Here is a 15,781-nt window from a genome sequence, read left to right on the forward strand (position 1 = left end):
CGACGTCGTCGCCGTAGCGACGGCCGAGGTCGACAGCATCATCGGCGTAGCGACCGGCCCTGCGGCCACCGCCGATGAAGTCGCCCGCCTTTCGGGCCCACTTCGCCGCGGTCGCGGCGTTACCACCGAACGGGATCGCACCCGCCGCCGACCAAGCGGCGTTCTCCCAGTCTCCCTCGGCCGCGTAGATCGCGGCGTTCGCGAGGTCGGCGATCTCGCCGATACCAGGGATCATGCCCGCCACGTCCAGCGCGGTGTGCACGATGGTGCCCGCCTTGTCCCACAGGTCACTGAACCAACCGTGACCATCGGGGTCGAAGTAGTTCAGCGGCGAACCGAGTACATAGGAGTACCGGTTGGCGCTGATCGACGGCGAGAACGGGAGATCGATGCTGTCGCGCGAGGCGAAGGTGCCGGAGCCCGGCTGGTACCACCGCGCCCCCATGTTGACGTTCCCGTTGTCGGGATCCGTCCAGTCGCCTTGGAAGCCGACCGACCTCGAAGCACCTGTCGACGCGATCCGCTTGCCGTACGGGTCGTACGCCGTCGAGTCGACGACGCCACCGGACGCGGGCGCCAGGGCGCCGACGACGTCACCGTGCCTGTCGGAAAGCGTGAGCCGGGAGTCGGTTCCCTGCGAAAGCGACACCAGCGAACCATCGGGACCGCGGCCGAAGCGCGAGACACCGTCGCTGACAGCGTCTCGTTCCATGCCCGCGTAGGAGAACTTCTGTCCGCCTCGGGTCGCGAGCCGGTCGAAGTCGTCATAGGTGTACTCGGTCGTACCGAACTTGATCAGCCTGTCGAAGGCGTCGAAGGAATACTTCTCCTCCAGGCCGGACGACGTGCGTGAGCTCAGCGAACCGCGAGGCGTGTACGCGTAGGTGTAGTCGCCGTCGGCGAGGACACGGTTCCGCTCGTCGTAGGTGGCGTTCTTCTCGCCCGCCTTGACCCGGTTTCCGGAGTCGTCCCAGCCGTACTCGGTCGCCTTGCCCGCCGGGTCGGTCCACGAGAGCATCCGCCCCTGATAGTCGTACGAGTAGCTGTTCTGACCGGCGCCGGCCAGACCCGCGGTGGTCTTCGTCTTGACCCGGTCGTTCGGGTCGTAGGTGTAGGCGATCGACGAGAGGACCGTCCCGTTCGCTTCCTTCAGGACGTCGGACTTCGGCCGCGCCAGGTTGTCGTAGTCGTACGTCCGAACCCGGCCGCCGCCGTAGTTGACGGTCTTGACCTTCCCTGCTTCGTTGTAGCCGTAGGTCAGCAGGCCTCCGGTCGCGCCGTCGGTGACGGTGTCGAGACGCCCCTTGAGATAGCCGTATCGGGTCGTGCCCGCGGCATCCGTCCGGGTGGTGACGCGCCCGGCGGTGTCGTACTCGAAGGACGACGCACCGGAAGTACCGGTGGCGGTCAGCAGACCACCACGGTCGTTGTACGTGTACGCGTTGCTCCCGGCCACTCGCAGCCGACCGTCCGCGTCGTAGGTCCGTGACTTGTCCGCGGTCTGCGTCTCGGCGCCCGAGCCGGTCTCGGTGAGCATCCGGTTCAGCGCGTCGAACGTCCGGTCGCGGTTCACGTTCCCGGGCGCGGTCAGGCGGGTCGCGTTGCCCGCCGCGTCATAGGACTGCGTCCAGGTCCGGTCCGCGGCCACGGGATGTGCGGCCGTGGACGGCTCGATCACCGATTCCGGGAGGTTCAGGCTGTTGTAGGTGAAGACGGTCTTGTTCGACCGGCCGTCGGTGAACCTGGTGCGGTTCCCGGCGGCGTCGTAGCCGAAGGACGTCGTGATCGTCTTGCCGTCCGCGACGGGCTCGACCTGACTGGACAGCCTGTTCGCAGCGTCATAGTCGAACGTGGTGACGCGCTTTTCCCAGTCCTCCGCGGTACGCATGTTGCCGGCCAGGTCGTAGGTGAACTTGCGCTCCCGTAGCGGCGGCTGTGAGCTCGTCCACTGCGCGTCGACGTCGAACTCGGAGACCTTGCGGCCCGCCAAGTCGTAGTTGAGCCGCTTCGTGGCGCCCGCGCCATCGCTCGCCCGGACGAGACGACCCTGCCGGTCGTAACCCCGCTGGGTGGTGACTCCCGCCGGGTCGACCGCGGTGATCAGCTGGTTCAGCTTGTCGTAGGTGTTCAGGCTCTTCTCGCCGGCCGGGTTCTCGATCGACACGACGTTGCCCGCGTCGTCGTTCCGGTACTTCGTGGTGTACGCGGCCGGTGCGGGGAACCGCTCCACCGCCGTCGACGTCACCTTGCGACCCAGTTCGTCATAGGTCGCTTCGACCCGGGCACCGGTCGGTGAAGTCGCGGACAGGGGCAGACCGGTCATCGTGTACGAGTACTTCCAGACACCGGCGGCCGTGCCACCGTCCTGCGGTTCGTGCCGTTCCAGCAGACGGCCCAGCTGGTCGTACCGCAGCTCGGTCGCGTGCTGCCGGGCGTCGATCTGCTTGATCACGCGGCCGACGGCGTCGTAACGGACTTCCTTGGTCGGCGTGATAGGCGCCGTGGCGCCGGGCGGGGTGTACGACGGCAGGCTCGACTTGACCAGCTGACCGAGCCGGTCGTACTGCGCCGTCGTGATCCGGCCGACCGGGTCCTTCGTGTGCGTGACCGAGCCGAAGGTGTCGTACCCGGTGACCATGGTCGCCTGCGTGTCGGTGGCCGCGCCGCCGCCGGATTCGGTACGGACTCGCGGGCCCGTGGCCCGGATCGGCCTGGCCAACTCGTCGTAGTCCATTTTCGTGGTGAAGGCCGCCAGCGGCTCTTGTCCGAGGTTGCCTCGGGGATCCGTCACGGCCGCCGGCATACCGCGTTCGTCGTACCGCCACCGCGTGGTGAGCTTCTCCTGACCATTGTGGACAGTCTGCTGAATCCGCTTTCCGGCCGTGTCGTAGACGAAATCGGTGGCTTCGGTGACATTCGCCTGTCCGGTGCCGACATTCGAGGGATTCCCGGACTTCTCCGAGCGGACGACGTTGCCGCCGCGGTCGTAGGTGAACTGCGTCCGCCGTTCGAGACCGCCCGAGTCCTCGTTCGTCACCGTGAGTCTGCTGACGGCGTCGTACTCGTAGGTCGTGGTCCGGTTGCCCGCGGTGGTCTGCTTGGTCAGGTTCCCGGCGCCGTCGTAGCTGTTGTTCTCCAGCAGGACGTCGCGGACGTTGCCGGTGACCGGGTCGCGGTACCCCTCGGCCACCACCTGTGCGATGAGGTCGTTGGCGTAGTAGTGGTTCCGGGTCGCCCTGCCCATCGCGTCGACGTGCAGGGTCTGGCGACCCGATTCGTCGTACCGGAACGACTCAAGCACCGTCGGCTTGGAGTTGCCGGGATCGGGATCACCCTCGCCGTCTCCGGGTCTGCCGTCACCGTCGGACGGGTCGACCACGCCTCCGTGCCAGCCGTGCAATCGGACTTCCGCGACCTCGTTCCTGGCCGTGTACGCGTAAGATCTCTTCACGCCACTCGCGTCGACCACGAACGTCCGGTTGCCGAATACGTCGAAGCCGTACCGGGTCTCCTTGCCCTCGGGGTTCACGACGTGGACGAGCCTGCCGCGATCGTCGTATTCCCGTGTGGTGACTCGGGTCTGGTCTCCCCCGGTGAGATCGGAGACCGCTTCTCGCTCGACGTTCCCGTCCTTGTCGTAGGACGTCACGGTCCGGGCAGTGTGCTTCACGCCGGTGACGGAGTTCGTCGTCTCGGGGCCGGTCTCCGCGATCACCCGCGAAAGCGCGTCGTACTCGTAGGTGGTCTTTACGCCGTCGGGATAAGCCGTCGTGTACACCGTGGCCGACGTCTTGCGCCCGCCGACGTCGTAGCCGAACCGGGTGCGCATTCCGGCCTGTTCCTGGATCTCACCGAGATCACCCGAGCGGTAGTACCGATAGACCGTGGTGTCGCCGAGCGCACCCCGCGTCGACGCCAGCAGGTCGGCCGGCACGGGCACGCTCACGTTGTCGAGCGACGGCTCGGTACCCGTGGTGTAGGTGTGCGTGACGGACCCGCCGTCGGGCATCTGCTGGGTGAGGAGATCTCCCTTGGCGGTGTAGGTGTACGTCGTCAGGTACCGGTTGTCGTCGGCGTTCGTCGACCTGCCGTCCCTGCTCCACATGACCTTGTCGTTGCGTGGATCCAGCGGATTCGCCGCATTGAGGAAGTAGCCGAAGTACTCGGTCTGACACTTCCCGGCCATCAGACAGGTCCGTTTGCTGGCCACGTTGCCACGCCGGTCGAAACCGAGGACGACCTCGTTCAGGTTCTCGGAAACGATGGTGTTCTGGTTGCCCTCGTCGTCATAGGCGTAGCTACGGATCCCGTAACCGACCTCGCTCCCCGGCTGCCCGGCCTGGTCCTCCGGCCGGACGCCGAGGCCCAGCGGGGTGACCATCCGCAGAATGCGGCCCCGGACCGGGTCGTAGTCGTAGGTGTGGTCGCGGTTCCCGGGATCCGTGAACTTCACGGTCCGGATCAGGTTGTTCTCCTCGCCGGTGATCACCGGGGCACCGAGCCTCCACGCCCCGCCGTTGCGATCGGTATAGGTCTTCACCCGCTCGTTGACCGTGTCGTACTCGATCTCCGCGGCGACCCTGCCGCTGGGGAGGACGATCTTGCTCAGCCCTTCGGACGGCTGCGCGGCTTGGAAGTGCTCACGGACCACGGTGTCGCTGAGCGGCTTGCCATAGACGGCGATCTCGTCGATCGCTCCGGCGAAGTACCCGTGGTCGTTGGTGGGCTTGGCGGGCCAGTTGCCCGCGATGAACCCGGCCCCCGCGTACACCTTGGTCTGGTTTCCGTGGTCGATCACGCCCTGTTTCGTTCCGGCCTGGACGCCGTCCAGGTACAGCCACTGGGTCGCCAGGGCTCCGGAAAGCACCACATGGTGCCATTTACCGTCGTTGACCGAGGCCGCGGTGCGGATCGGATTGGTCGTGCCGTCGGAGAACTGGCCGTACAGCCTGCCGTCCGTACCGACGTAGAGCGCCGGCGTGTAGGCGTTCTGCAGTGCGCCGGTGATCTCGTTCTGCTGGTAGCCCAGCAGAACGCCGGATCCGGTGGTCTTGAACCACAGTTCGACCGCCAGGTCCCTGCTCTTCTTGACCACACCGTCCTGCAACTGCAGCACCGAGCTCGACCCGTTGAAGGTCGCGGCGGTGTCGGCCGAGCCCGGCAGCGCGCCGGGGGCACCGAGGACGACGTTCTTGTACTTGCCGTTGTCCTTGCCCCGGTTGAACGCCACCTGGCTGACCGCGACGTCTCCGGTCAGGTCACCGAGCCGCCAGTACGCGTCGGGCGACGCGTCGTTAGCGACCGTGCGGAACCTCGACTGGTCCGCGTACTCGTAGTGGGTGCTGTGCCCATCGGGGTCTTCGACCCGCTTCAGCCGGTTTCCTTCGTAGAAGTACTTCCAGTTCCGGATTTGACCGTTGATCTCGGAAGCGAAGACGTGGGCGACCTTGCCGTCCTGGACCAGGAAGACCAGCTGGCGTTCGCTGGCCAGGTCGAGGACGCGGGACAGATTGGCCCCGTCCCACTGGACGATCGCGCCGCGTCCGACGCCGTCGGTGTATCCGGTCAGCCTGCCCGACGAGTCGAACCGGTAGGTGGTCGCCGACTTGTCGGTGAGCCGCCATCCGCCGTCCGATGTGGACGCGAAGTCCGCGAAACGACCCTGTGGCGGGGCATAGGTCCCGTCCGGGTTGAGGCCGAAGCGCAGCTGCTGACCGTCGGGATAGGTGACGAGCGTGTTCCCCGCGTAGTCACGGACCACCTTCATGTCGAACTTCGTCGCCCAGCCCGTGCCGAACCAATGGTCGCGCCGCGGGTCCAGCGAGTTGTACGTGCGGGTCACGCTCAGCTCGGGGCCCGCCGTAGGGAGCTGGACGTCGACCGCGCTGGAGTAGTAGTTGCCCACCATCGGATCGAAATCGCGATCCGATCCGCTGTGCGGCGTCGTCGCCATATGCGAGGTGATCGCCGGCTGCGGAACGGCGCTCAGGATCGCACTGAACGGGAGCGGTTCACTCTCGCTGGCACCGTCGAACGCGAATGACCGCCAGAGATAGATGTTGTTCCAGAACAGTTTCTTGTCCGGCACCGTCCATGTTGGATTCGCCTGGTACGCGGAACTGAAGCAGTCGACAGGTGTGTCGTCCGCCTCCTTCCTGCACACCTCGAACCGATACTTCAAGGTGCTGCCGAGCGGCGGGTCGACGTCGATGCCGTTCGCCCACAACTGTGGGGTCAGGGTCTGGACGGAAGCGCCGTTGGGTGGGTACTGCTGCTTGATGAACGGCGGCACGTCGTAGACGTCGAGTCCGATCCGGGCCGGCGCGACCTGGTGGTCGGTGAAGTAGTCGCCGGGCTTGCGGAACATGCTGAAGTCGAGCAGGTAACTGCCCACGCCGATCGGCTTGATCTCGGCGTCGAGCGTCACGGACGCCCCACGTGCCACATCACCGGGGAGTTCAGCGGCCACCTGGGAGCCGAGCGGATTCCCGCTCCGGTCGAAGACGCGGTAACCCAGCGCGAAATCGGCACGGGTCCACGGCTGCGCGCCACGGTTGGTCACGGTGATCTTGACCTTGCCCGAAGCGGCGCGAGTGACCGGGGGCTCGGGTGTCGCGCGGTCGACGCGGTAGTCGGCGTTGTACGGGGAATGGGTCACGTACAGCCGGGGCGGGTTGGCCGTGCCGAACCCGGTGAATCGCTTCCATGCCGCCGGATCGAGGGGCGCCTGCAGAGCGAGGCCGTGGTTGGGAGCACCGCCGGCCCACTGCTGAACCAGGTTTCGGCCCTCGACCCCCAGATCGATCAGCTCATGCGCGGTCGGGCAGTTGGATCGGGTCGCCAACGGCGCCATGTACCCGTGCGAGAAGACCCCTCCGCCCAGAGCGGCACCGGTCGGAGGGGTCCCCGAGGTGCCCCAGTCCGCGGTGACCGGGTGCACGGACATCGGGCGGGGCGTGCAGGAGCCGGACCAGAAGTTGGTCAGCTGCAACTGGGCGCCGAAGATCCGGTTGTCCTTCAGGTCTCCGCCGATACCACCGAAACGGAGGAAACTCGAGGCGGTCTTGCCACCGCTTCGGCCGATGCGCAGTTCGTTCACGTTGGTGCGCCGGGCACCGTTCTCGACCACCAGGTTGCCGGTGCTGACGGACTCCTTGACCACGGTGGGGTCCACCTGCACGGGGTAGACCCGGGCCGGGTCGCGCAGCCACGCGGAATCGAGTTCCACGCGGAGGATCTGGCGACCGTCACGGTTCCCGAGCCGGTATGTGACGCCGTAGGAGGTCGCGGGCTCGCCGCTTTCCTGGCGGCTGGAGTCGAGCATGTAGCCGGCCGGGACGCGCAGGACGACCGCGCCCGCCTGGTCCACGAAGACCACCTGACCGTCGGCGATCTTCGCCTCGATGCCCTTCAGGTCAAGAGCGAACTCCCACGCGTGAGGGGCATCGGGGTTCTTGAGGACGAACCACTCCTTGGCGGCACCCGAGGTGAGCTCGACCCGCATGTCGGCGTTCGGCAGGACATCGGGGTAGGCGACCGTGCTGCCTTCAGCGCGTCCGGCCGTCGCCCGGGCGCCGAGCAGCGTGAAGGCGGCTTCGTGTCCGGCTGCGTCGCTGACCCGCATCGACCCGCTCGTCTGCCCCATGTGGACCTGGAGTTCGTCGCCCGCCTTGCGCCATCCGCCCGCCTGGTCGGGCACGGCGCGAGTGTCGACGGGGGCGTAGCCGCCCCCGGGCAACGGGAAGTTCAGCGGGTCCTGGCCGTAAAGGGTGGTCTGCGTGCCGTCGGGGTTGTCGTACACGCTGCTGTTCGTGGTGCGCTGCTGAGGGAGTTCCTTACTGGCCTGCGCGTCGAAACCGCGCACCTGGGTAGCGGGCGGCGGAACGGCTTGGGCGCTGCTTCGCTTGTTCGCGGCGGGCTCGGGGAAGTTCAGCGGCGGGTACTTCGACTGGAGTGAAGCGGCCTCCGCCCGGTTGACGGCGGGCGCGGCGGCGCTGTCGGAGGTCGGCCGATCTGGAACCCCCTCCGCGGACCCCGACTGCTGCTTCGGCGAGTCGGCGGCGGCCGCGGCTGCTGCTTCGTCCGATGACGGGAATCGCTGCGAAGCCGCCGGCCCCAGCGTCGCGACCAGTGCGACGATCAGCAGCAACGCGAGCGTCACCCGGAGTCTTGCGCGCAGGACAGGTCTACGACGGATCCGCTTCATGACTTCCCCCCTTGGGACGCCCACCCAGGACAGCCCTCGGCTCTTCAGAGCAGGTCGGCGAGTTGATATTGGTGGGCGACGCCGAGCCCGAGCAAGACAATTACGCAAATTTGGGCCGAATGGCCGCATTCAACTCAGTCAGTCGAACGTGTGTTCTGTTTCGAGTTTCGTTAGCGGGAAGTGCTCATGATCACATCCCTTTTCGCTTCCCGGCCGTGATCACACTTTTGGCCGAATGACGGCGCTCTGACCAGGCGCTAGCGTCCGGCGTGCTTATAGACAGAAGCGAGGGCGCTGGGGGCGGATCGTCGCGGCGCGTTACAGAATGGGCAACTCTGTCGCGTCGTCACATTTTTGTGCGTTCGTGAGCACTTTTCCGCGCAAGGCACTCTCCGTATTCGGAGAAGGAAGGTCCAATGCGGACTCGAAGATCCCTGATCGTCTCCACTGCCGCCGTAGCCCTGTTCGGCACAGTGGTCGCCACGGCTCCCGTGGCGCACGCCGCCCCGGCACTCCCCACGGGGTTCGCCCTGTTCGACACCCCCACCGGCCAGCAAGCCGGAGATCTCACCGACGCCGCCTACCTTCCGGACGGAAGCGCGCTGACCACCGGCCGCCTGGGATCCGTCCAGGTGACACCTCAGGGTGGTCAGCCGATCCAGATCGCCTCACTCCCGGTACACACCAGCGGTTCACTCGGCCTCACCGGCATCGCGGTAGCGCCGGACTTCGTCAGCAGCCGAGCGGTCTACACCACTCGCGCGGTGTCGACCGGATCCTCCCCGGTGTTCCGCCTCAGCAAATGGCGAGCGGGCGGAACCGGCGCTCCCACGTCGTTGTCGGAGGAGTCCATCGTCTTGGAGTTCCCGGTCAACGCCGACAGCAAGGGCATCCAGGACGTGGCCGCGGATCCGGCGGGCACCTCACTCTGGGTCGCCATCGGTGACAACGCCACCGTCCGTTCCCACACCGACGCCACCAAGGACAACGTCGACAAGTTCGCTTTGCGTGCCCTGGATCCGGCCCAGCCGACGGGCAAGATCCTCCACGTCGACCTCGCCGGCCGGGGAGTGCCGGAAAACCCGTTCTTCGACTCGACGGCACCGCTGTCGTGGAAGAGCCGCAACTACGTGAGCGGGCTCCGTGATCCGCGGATCGCGCTGGACCCACGTGGCGGCGTGGTCGTCACCGACATCGGCTGGGCGGCCCGCCACGAGGTCGGCCTCGCTTTCCCCGGCCAGAACCTGAAATGGCCATGCTGGGAAGGCACGACACGAACGCCCGGCTATCGTGACACGCCGGAGTGCAACAATGTCGCGAACGCCGGACCACTCGGTGAAACGGTGCACGGAACCGCGGATACCCTCGTTGGCGGCGTTCCTTACACCGGAGTCTCCTATCCCGAGGGCTTCCGCGGAATTCATTTCGTAGCCAACAAGGGTGCGCAGACCCTTTCCACCATCGGTTTCGACAACAAGGGAACCGTCACCCAGCCCCTCACCACCGTGGCTTCCGCGATCGGCGACGCGGTATCCGTCCTGACCGCGCCGAACGGCGACATCGTGCTTGCGGACGCCGCCACGTCGAAGTTGCGCAGGCTGAGCTACAAGCCGGCCAACAAGGCTCCCCGCGCGGCGTTCACCGCGACCACCGATCCGGCGACGGGCACGGTCTCGTTCGACGCGAGCACGTCGGACGATCCGGATCGCGAGGCTCTCAGCTACCAGTGGACCTTCGGTGACGGCACCACCGGAACCGGGAAGACCGTGAGCCACGCGTACTCGGCGGGAGATCCGGTCACGGTGAGCCTCGCGGTCAGCGACTCGCACGGCACCGTGTCGAGCGCCAGCCAGACGGTCGTCCCGACCGAGGCGAGCCCTACGCTCGAACTCCTGCCGCCGACGCCGACCGTCTTCTCGGCCAATGACACGGTCTCGGTCGGTGCCACGGCAGACGATCCGGGCGACGGACCGCTCACCGTGAGCTGGCGGGCGGAACGCCAGCACTGCCCTCGCAACGCCGTTTGTGAGATCAACCAGCTCAAGACGGCCACCGGTCCCGCGTTCTCGATCGGTTTCCCGAACGAGACCGACACCCGCGTCGTGGTCACCGCCACCGTGGCGAACGTCCGCAACGTCATCGCCAGCAAGCAGTACATCGCGAATCCGCGGCTGGCCCGCCTCACCGTGATCGGGAACCACCCGGCCCAGATCAAGATCGGCGCGAACGAGGACGCCGGCCGTCTGGTGACGGTGGGGGCACCGGTTCTGATCACCGCACCGGCCGCCTCCCTCGACGCGGCGAACTTCGTCCAGTGGGCGGACAACCAGAGCACAGATCCGACTCGACAGATCGTCATGCCCAGCGGCGGTCTCGGCTTGCGTGCGGATTACCGGACCCCGATCCAGAAGCGGTACGCGGACGAGGCGGCTCTCCGCGCCTTGGTGGGTACTCCGGTGGGCATCGAACTCATCGAGGGTGACGGGCATTGGCAGCTGTACACGTCAGGCCGTCTCTACTGGACACAGCTGTACAACGTGAAAGCCGTCGCCGGGGAGATCCTGACCAAGTACGTCACACTCGGAGCCCACGCGTTCTTGGGTTCGCCGAAGACCGACGAACTCGTCGCCAGGGCCGCGAACGGGCGATACAACGACTTCGTGGGCGGTCCGACCACCGGTGACGCGTCGATCTACTGGACGTCCAGTATCGGCGCCATGGCCATCCACGGCGATATCCGGGCGAAGTGGCAGGCGAACAACGGCGAGGCCGGGCCGCTCGGTTTCCCGACCAGCGACCAGCTGACGACGCCGGACGGGATCGGCCGTGTCAACCACTTCAACAACAACAACGCCTCCATCTACTGGACCGCGACGACCGGCGCGCATTACGTCATGGGCCGGATCTGGCAGAAGTGGCGTTCGCTGGGCTGGGAAGTGTTCTTCGGCTATCCGACCACCGACGAGGTGGCCACGCCGGACGGCGTCGGCCGGTACACCCACTTCAGTGGGAACGGTTCGATCTACTGGTCGCCGTCGACGGACGCCTTCGAGATCCACGGCTCGATTCGCGACCGTTTCGCGGCGACCGGCTGGCAGACCGGTGTCGGCTACCCGATCACCGACGAGACGTGGACGCCCGGCAACAAGGGCAAGTACAACCACTTCCGTCAGGGCGGCTTCGACCACTCGATCTACTGGCGTTCGGGAACGAGTGTCGCCTGGGAGGTCAAGGGCATGATCCGCCTGCGCTGGCGGGATCTCGGCTGGGAGACGTCGTATCTCGGCTTCCCCACCAGTGGCGAGTACAGCACCCCGACCGGAAAGCGCAGTGACTTCCAGTTCGGTTACATCACCTACAACGGTTCGACGGGAGCGATCGAAGACCGTCGGTACTGAATGAACGAGCGTCGAGCGCCGGTGCGGCCCGCAAAGGCCGCACCGGCGTTCTTCTACAGTCGTCCGCCAGAGGTCGTATCGCCCGAAAGACGTTGCGCCAGATACACCGGCACGGTCGAAGCCAGGATCAGCATCGCCGCCACGACGTTGACGATCGGTGCTTGATTGGGCCGGAACAGATTGTTCAGGATCCAGATCGGCAGGGTTTCGAGCCCGGTCCCGAGGGTGAACGTCGTGACGATGATCTCGTCGAACGACAGCGCGAACGCCAGCAGGCCGCCGGCCAGCAGAGCGGAACGCAACATCGGGAAGGTCACCAGGCGGAACGTCGTGAGGCCGTCGGCGCCGAGATCCATCGACGCCTCTTCGAGGTTGCCGCCCATCCGCCGTAACCGCGCGACGACGTTGTTGAACACCACCACGATGCAGAAGGTCGCGTGCGCGACGATCGCGGTGAACAGGCCGAGGTCGATGCCGAGGATCGTGCGGAAGGCGTTGTTCAGCGCGATACCGGTGACGATACCGGGCAGCGCGATCGGCAGGATGATCAGCAGCGACACCTGGTTGCGGCCGAAGAACCGGTAGCGCTGCAACGCGAACGCCGCCATCGTGCCGAGCACCAGGGCGATCGCGGTCGCCGCGAGTCCTGCTTGGACACTCGTCCACAGCGCGTTCAGCGCGCCCTCGTTCTCCGCGGCCCGCCCCCACCATTCGAGGGTGAAGCTCGACGGCGGCCAGCCGAAGGTGGTGTCCGCGTTGAAGGAGTTGAGCAGCACCACCAGCAGCGGGAAGTAGATCACCGCGAGCCCGAGCACGAGTGCCGCGAGCAGCAGGTATTTGGTCGTCCGGGAAAGCCGCATCGCGCACTCCTACAGGTTGTCCAGCGCGCCCGTGCGGCGCACGGCGGCGAGGTAGGCGAGCATGATCACCACGGGCACGGTCGCGACGGTCGCCGCGAACGGCAGGTTGTTGGCCGCGCCGATGTTGTCGTAGACGACGTTCCCGAGCATCTGAGAGGTGCCACCGACGATCTTCACCGCGATGTAGTCGCCCAGCGACAACGAGAACGTGAAGATCGATCCCGCGACGACCGCCGGGAACGTCACCGGCAGGACCACCGAACGGAAGGTCCTGAACGGCCTCGCGCCGAGGTCGCCTGAAGCGTCCACAAGGGAATTGGGGAGCCGCTCCAGGCCCGCGTAGATCGGCAGGATCATGTACGGCAGCCACAGGTAGGACAGGGTGATCACGGTGGCGAGCACGCCGTAGCCGGGGGTGTCGAGGCCGAAAGGGTTCAGCAGCCAGTGCAGGACCCCGTTGCCGGACAACATGGATCGCCACGCGTAGGCCTTCACGAGATAGCTGGCCCACAGCGGGGTCATCACGGCGATCACCAGAAGACGTCGCGATCGCGGTGACGCGAATTTGGCCATGTAGAACGCCATCGGGAAGGCGATGATCGCGGTGATCACCGTGACCAGCGCGGCGATCCCGACCGTTCGCAGCGTGATCGTGCGGTACACCGCGTCACTGAACAGTGTGACGAAGTTGTCCAGCGACCATTCCGTGACGACCTGGCCGGTGAAGACGTCGGTGTGCCAGAACGCGGTCACGAACAACGCGGCGAGTGCGCCGAGGTAGGCGAGGCCGAGCCACAGCATCGGCGCGGACAGCAGCATTCCCAGTCGCAGCCTGGGTTTCCGGTACAGGAAGGCGGAGGCTTTCCGCCTCGGCGAATCGAGTGTGGTCGTCATCGTCTCCACCTGGGGATGGGACCGGGAGCGGACGGCGTTGGGGGCACCACCGTCCGCTCCCGGAATTCGGGAGGACTCAGCCCTTGATCTCGGTCCAGGCGCGGGTCCACTCGCCGTAGTCCTTGCATTTGACGTCGGTGCGGCCGTCGAGACATTGCGCGATCGGCGTCGTCCAGTAGGCGATCTTCGCGGCATACGCGGCGTCACCGGCGTGGAAGGTGTCGCAGTGCGCCTTCTCCTTGGTTTCGGCGCACGCCTTGGGGTTCGAGGGCGATTCGCCGAAGTACTCGGCGACCTGGGCGTTCGCCTTCGGGCTCACGATGTGGTTCAGCCACTTGTACGAGCACGTCTTGTGCGGCGACTTCGCCGACACCATCCAGGTGTCCGACCAGCCCGTCGCGCCTTCGGACGGCAGCACGGAGTCCACCGGCGCGCCCTCGCTCTTGGTCAGGTTCACCGTCACCTGCCAGGCGGTGCCGACGACGGAGTCGCCGCTCTTGAGCGCCTGGCTCTCCTTGAGATAGTCCGACCAATACTCCCCGACCATCGGTCGCTGCTGCTTGAGCAGATCGACCGCGGCCTGGAACTGCTTGTCGTCCAACGCGTACGGGTTCTGGATGCCGAGTTCCGGTTTGTGGGTCTTCAGGTACAGCGCGGCGTCGGCGATGTAGATCGGAGAGTCGTAGGCGGAGATCTTGCCCTTGTACGGGCTATTCGCGTCGAACATCACCGACCACGACGTCGGCGGCGGGGTCACCTTGTCGGTCCGCCAGGTGAGCAGGTTCGCGCCCCAGCCGTGCGGGACGCCGTAGGAAACGTTGTTCACGCTGTTCCACGGGCGGTTCTTGAGGAAGTCGAAGACGTCGGCGTAATTCGGCACGAGTGACGTGTTCACCGGTTCGACGTCGCCGGACGCGATGAGCCGCAGCGAAGCGTCACCGGAGGCGGAGACGACGTCGTACTGCCCGGTCTTCATCAGGCTCACGGCCTCGTCCGAAGTACCGAACGCCTTGACGTTGACCTTGCAGCCGGTCTCCTTCTCGAACGGGGTGACCCAGTCGACGGCCGGATCGTTGGAGCCGTTCTCCGCGTAACCGGGCCAAGCCAGCACGTTGACCTGCCCTTCCGGCCGGCCGAGTTGTGTGAGCGCGTCGAGCTTCGGCGGGGTGAAGCCCTGCCCGCCGGGCGCGGCGGCGGTCGAGTTCGAACCGGACGTGCCGCAGGCGGCCACGAGCAGGCCGGCGCCGAGCAGGCCGGCGAGCGCGAGTTTCCTGTTCTTCATGGAATGACCTTTCGGTGCTGGGGAGGACACTGCCAACCGGCTTCGGGGACTCGGAAACTGTGTTCGTGCCGCCAGCTCAGGCGGACGCGGCCACCGTCGAAGTCCGCGGGTTCGGCGGTGTTCTGCCGGACCACGGAGAGCTGGCCGCCCGCGTCGAGCGTGACCTCGTAGCGCACGGTCGCGCCCGCGTAGACGGTGTTGGTGACGGTGCCGGTGGCGCTGGTTTCGCCGACCTCCGCGGATTTCGAGAGATCGGCGTCCACGTGGATCTTTTCGGGACGGATGCTGAACACACCGGGTTTGCCGATGATGTTCTCGGCGCCGCTCCCGCTGAGCAGGTTCGAGGTGCCGACGAAGCCGGCGACGAACGCGGACGCGGGCCGCTCGTACACCTCGACCGGCGAACCGACCTGTTCGATACGGCCGGCGTTGAACACCGCGATGCGGTCGCTCATCGTCAGCGCCTCGTCCTGGTCGTGGGTGACGAAGATGAAGGTGATGCCGACGTCGCGCTGGATCTGCTTGAGCTCGGTCTGCATGGTGTGGCGCAGTTTCAGGTCGAGTGCGCCGAGCGGCTCGTCGAGCAGCAGCACCTTCGGCCGGTTGACCAGCGCCCGGGCGAGGGCGACCCGCTGGCGCTGGCCGCCGGAGAGCTGATCGGGTTTGCGCTCGCCGAACTCACCGAGCCGCACTGTTTCGAGGGCGTCCCCCGCGCGCTGACGCCGCTCCGCGCGGGGGACGCGTTTCACCCGAAGGCCGTACTCGACGTTCTGCCGCACGGTCATATGCGGGAAGAGCGCGTAGTCCTGGAAGACGGTGTTGACGTCGCGGTCGAACGGCGCGAGGCGGCTGACGTCGCGGCCGTGCAGTTCGATCGTGCCCGCCGTGGGCAGTTCGAAGCCGGCGATCATGCGGAGCACGGTCGTCTTGCCGGAGCCGGACGGGCCGAGCATGGAGAAGAACTCGCCGGACGGGATGTCGAGATCGACGCCGTCGACCGCGTGGACCTGGCCGAACTCCTTCCGCAACCCCCGGAGCCGGATGGCGGGGACGCCGTCCTCGGCCGAAGTGATAGCAAAGGTCCCTTGCTCCCCCGGCGCGGAGGCGGCGGGCGCTTGATGAGGCATGGCGTGCCTTTCGG

6 protein-coding genes are annotated in these 15,781 nt (G+C 66.6%); 1 reads left to right on the forward strand and 5 read right to left on the reverse strand.

Going from position 1 to position 15,781, the window contains the following annotated elements; translation table 11 throughout:
- On the reverse strand, positions 1 to 8,206 hold an 8,206-nt coding region (locus H5J31_RS33830), incomplete at its 3' end, for an RHS repeat-associated core domain-containing protein (protein ID WP_181776745.1).
- 416 nt (positions 8,207 to 8,622) lie between these two features.
- On the opposite strand from H5J31_RS33830, the gene H5J31_RS33835 reads away from it, so the two are divergent.
- Positions 8,623 to 11,604 carry a PQQ-dependent sugar dehydrogenase gene (locus H5J31_RS33835; RefSeq protein WP_181776746.1) on the forward strand — a complete coding sequence of 994 codons (2,982 nt, stop codon included), beginning with the start codon at positions 8,623 to 8,625 and terminating at the stop codon, positions 11,602 to 11,604.
- Positions 11,605 to 11,657: 53 nt separating this feature from the next.
- Here H5J31_RS33835 and H5J31_RS33840 read toward each other — a convergent pair whose 3' ends face one another.
- From H5J31_RS33840 to H5J31_RS33855, 4 genes are all read right to left on the reverse strand, one after another.
- Positions 11,658 to 12,464: an ABC transporter permease gene (locus H5J31_RS33840; protein WP_181776747.1), complete on the reverse strand. Its 807-nt coding sequence runs from the start codon at positions 12,462 to 12,464 to the stop codon at positions 11,658 to 11,660.
- Between the two features lie 9 nt (positions 12,465 to 12,473).
- Positions 12,474 to 13,358, reverse strand: a complete 885-nt coding sequence (locus tag H5J31_RS33845) for an ABC transporter permease (RefSeq protein ID WP_181776748.1) — start codon at positions 13,356 to 13,358, stop codon at positions 12,474 to 12,476.
- A gap of 76 nt (positions 13,359 to 13,434) precedes the next feature.
- Positions 13,435 to 14,640: an ABC transporter substrate-binding protein gene (locus tag H5J31_RS33850; protein WP_181776749.1), complete on the reverse strand. Its 1,206-nt coding sequence runs from the start codon at positions 14,638 to 14,640 to the stop codon at positions 13,435 to 13,437.
- Positions 14,637 to 15,767 carry an ABC transporter ATP-binding protein gene (locus H5J31_RS33855; protein WP_207899234.1) on the reverse strand — a complete coding sequence of 377 codons (1,131 nt, stop codon included), beginning with the start codon at positions 15,765 to 15,767 and terminating at the stop codon, positions 14,637 to 14,639. The genes H5J31_RS33850 and H5J31_RS33855 overlap by 4 nt, the downstream gene beginning before the upstream one ends.
- Between the last annotated feature and the right edge of the window lie 14 nt (positions 15,768 to 15,781).

The sequence above is a fragment of the Amycolatopsis pittospori genome (assembly GCF_013870525.1).
In the GTDB taxonomy this organism is placed as follows: domain Bacteria; phylum Actinomycetota; class Actinomycetes; order Mycobacteriales; family Pseudonocardiaceae; genus Amycolatopsis; species Amycolatopsis pittospori.